We start from the raw sequence: 2743 nt of genomic DNA on the forward strand, positions 1-2743 counted from the left end.
GCCGAACTTCTCATCGGCGGGCTGCCCTTCGCCGAAATCCCGAAGGGCTTAGGCCACGGAACCATCGACGCCATGCGCGAGGTCTACGGGCCTTCCGCTTTTGCGCTGCGCCCGCTGCCCAACACGCAATACGCGCGCGATAACTCGGCATGGATTTATGGCGGGGTCTCCCTCAACCCCATGCGCATGCCGGCGCGCCACCAGGAAACGCTGCTGACCCGGGCTATCTACAACTACCACCCGCGGTTTGCGCAGGCAGACTTCCAATTCTGGTACGGCAATACCGATGAGGAGCCGGGTTTGGCAGCACTGGAGGGCGGTGACATCATGCCGATTGGCAAGGGCATCGTCCTCGTTGGCATGGGCGAGCGCACCACGTGGCAGGGCGTGAGCCAGCTGGCCATGCGCCTGTTCGAGGAAGGTGCGGCGGAGAAGATCGTCATCGCCGCTATGGCCGCCGATCGTGCCTCGATGCACCTGGACACTGTGCTCACCTTCCTGGATGCCAATAAGGTCACCGCCTACCCCAAGGTTGTGGACACCATCCGGCCCATCGTGTTGCACCCCTCCACAAGCACGGCGCCTTTCGACGTCGAACTGCCCACCGACTCCTTCCTCAACGTCGTCGCCCAGGCACTCGGCATTGGACGCTTCGAGGTCATCGAAACCGGCGGGGACGTTTATACCGCCGCGCGTGAGCAGTGGGATGACGCCAATAACGTCGTGGCCATTGAACCTGGCGTGGTGGTGGCTTATGACCGCAACAAGCACACCAATAAGAAATTGCGGGCTGCCGGCATCGAGGTTGTAGAGATCGGCTCCGCAGAGCTAGGCCGCGGCCGCGGTGGTGGACATTGCATGACCTGCCCCATCGTGCGCGAGGCGGTGGATTACTAGAGGGTTCCCCGGCTTCCGGGCGCCGGTGCGCGTATCCCACAAAGCCAAGAGACCGGGTCAGCATTACCCCACCCACACGGGGTTATACCTAAGTTTGTGTACGAAAGATCAATGGACTGGCCAGCAAATACTTAACGGCACTAACTTTCTTTTAACGCCAGAAGCCGTTTTCAACATCCATTGTCTACCCCCTGCATGCCTCCTAAAATGAGTGCAGATTTTATACATCTTTCACTTATCACTTAACAAAATATAAGGACGGTACACAGGTGCTCTCTAAGGGACTGCGCGTGCTTGCACCACTGGTGGCAACCGCGGCAATAGTTACCCCCTCGGCACAGGCGGCCAGTATTCCGCCCATGCCGCAGGCCTACCCCATCACGAACCTTTACAAGAGCTGCAGCGCAGCAGGTGAAGACAACGCCACTCCCGAGTGGCACTTTGCCGAAACCGGCCGCCGCTACTTGAGCGACGGCACCCTGCAGTTTAAGAACACCACGAACCAGGAGGTGCCGTACACCGCCTCCGTCGAAACGGGCACCAACCACAAGATTGAGGCCAACTCCAAGGCCGCGATGCCTTCCGGATGGGACACCACCGCCAAGTCCGATATCGGACTGAAACTGAGCAACGGTTGGCAAGAGAAGGAAACCTTCGGCCCTATTACGCTGAAGCCAGGTGAATCCTTCCGCGTGGAATACGGCGTGGTGGAAAAGGACTTCATCTCCATGTTCGTCGGCTGCAACGATGACCGCCTGGAGAACCTCCCCGGCGCCAACGTCATCCGCGGCAAGGGCCCGGCCGAGCGCTACGCCTTTGCCTACATCATCAAGGCGGATGGTTCGATTTCGGACTTGGCCATGGAGATTCCCTCCCGCTCCCCGGGCGCGAACTCCAAGCCCATCGAGGGCAACTACACCTCCGTGTCTGGGCCCAGCCTGGAGAAGATCGCGGACCCGAAGAAGGATGAAATCATGCAGCCTTCCGAGGATCTGCAGCGCGACCCATCCTGGCCCAAGGAAGGCGAGACCTGCGATGGCCGCGATAGCTCCTGGTACCCGCTGGATATCACTGCGGTGACGCCGACCTTCCGCAAGCCGGGCTACTCCACGGACTTCCTCAACTGGTCCAAGGGTGACTATGAATACGCGCCTGTTACGGACTTCGTCGTCGGCGCGGAGCACGCCCCCTATACCAACTGGCGCGGCAACCGCGGCGATATTCCGAAGGGCTGGCTGGAATCCGTCGGTGCGGTCAAGCGCGCCTACATGCCGGTGGGAACTGAACTCGAGCACATCGACTTGGCCCCCGGTGAGCGCGTGCGCGTGGAGTACGGCACCACCATGACCCGCATCAACTACCGCGAAATCCACTGCGGCAAGGACGGAAAATACAGCTTGACCTCCAACTACAAGCAGACCACCGCGCCCAGCGGTTTCTGGGCGGAGGCCACTATCACCAGCAAGGACGGTTCCACCCGCACCGAGGACGTCACCCCGGAGGAGTACCGAAACCTCCCAGTCCCGACCCAGACCATTTACTAATCCCCTTTACTTCCCAAGGAAAAATCACCATGTTCAAGACCAAGATTGCTTCCACCACCGCTGCTGTGGCCATCGCCTGCGGACTGATCGCTACCCCGGCTGCCAACGCCCTCCCGGTACGTGACCTGGGCCCGGCCAACCCGACCACCATCGGCGAGCACTGCGCCAACCCGGGTGACACCGGCCAGACCGTAAAGATCAAGCGGACCTACTTCGACGGGTCCGCCGGTTCCTGGTGCATCCCCAACTTACAACACCAGGCGGTCCCCGTTTACCCCCCCCTTAACGCAAACACCACCACA

At 60.7% G+C, this 2743-nt stretch carries 2 protein-coding genes and 1 pseudogene; all 3 read left to right on the forward strand.

The genetic code is table 11. The features are described from left to right. On the forward strand, window positions 1-897 hold an 897-nt coding region (locus RDN59_RS11855), incomplete at its 5' end, for an arginine deiminase family protein (RefSeq protein ID WP_308608009.1). A gap of 269 nt (window positions 898-1166) precedes the next feature. Beyond that, window positions 1167-2441, forward strand: a complete 1275-nt coding sequence (locus RDN59_RS11860; RefSeq protein WP_308608010.1) for a hypothetical protein — start codon at window positions 1167-1169, stop codon at window positions 2439-2441. 29 nt (window positions 2442-2470) lie between these two features. Next, a pseudogene (locus tag RDN59_RS11865) lies at window positions 2471-2743 on the forward strand (hypothetical protein); the annotation flags it as partial.

Origin of the sequence: uncultured Corynebacterium sp., assembly GCF_902489365.1 — a bacterium.
In the GTDB taxonomy this organism is placed as follows: domain Bacteria; phylum Actinomycetota; class Actinomycetes; order Mycobacteriales; family Mycobacteriaceae; genus Corynebacterium.